Source organism: Paraburkholderia sp. SIMBA_030 (assembly GCF_046535245.1).
Classification (GTDB): Bacteria; Pseudomonadota; Gammaproteobacteria; order Burkholderiales; family Burkholderiaceae; genus Paraburkholderia.
The window spans coordinates 1-262 of record NZ_JAWRXB010000820.1 but is presented as its reverse complement, the minus strand read 5'-3'; the positions used below and the strand labels follow the sequence as shown (position 1 = coordinate 262).

The 262-nt window shown below is 67.2% G+C and carries 1 protein-coding gene; it reads right to left on the bottom strand.

All coding sequences use genetic code 11. The annotated features are described in order from the left end of the window. Window positions 1-262, bottom strand: a 262-nt coding sequence (locus SB772_RS42270) for a tetratricopeptide repeat protein (RefSeq protein WP_410838807.1), incomplete at both ends; no start/stop codon positions are given.

The following is a 262-nucleotide window of genomic DNA, read 5'->3' as shown; positions in this document are numbered from 1 at the left end:
CAGCGCGTCGAGCTTGAACTGGATCAGTTGACGCTCGGAGGCGTCGGTCTTCGGCAGGCTGTCGAGCGCGAGCTTGTACGAAGCGCGCGCGTCGTCGCGCTTGCCGGCCGCTGCCAGCAGGTCGCCACGGCCGTCGGCAACGACGCCCTTGAACGGACCGGCGTCCGGCTGCGGAATCAGGGCGAGGCCCTGATCGTAGGCTTTTTCGTCGAGCAGCAGCGAAGCGAGACGCAGCTTCGCGACCTGGCGGAATTCTTCGTCC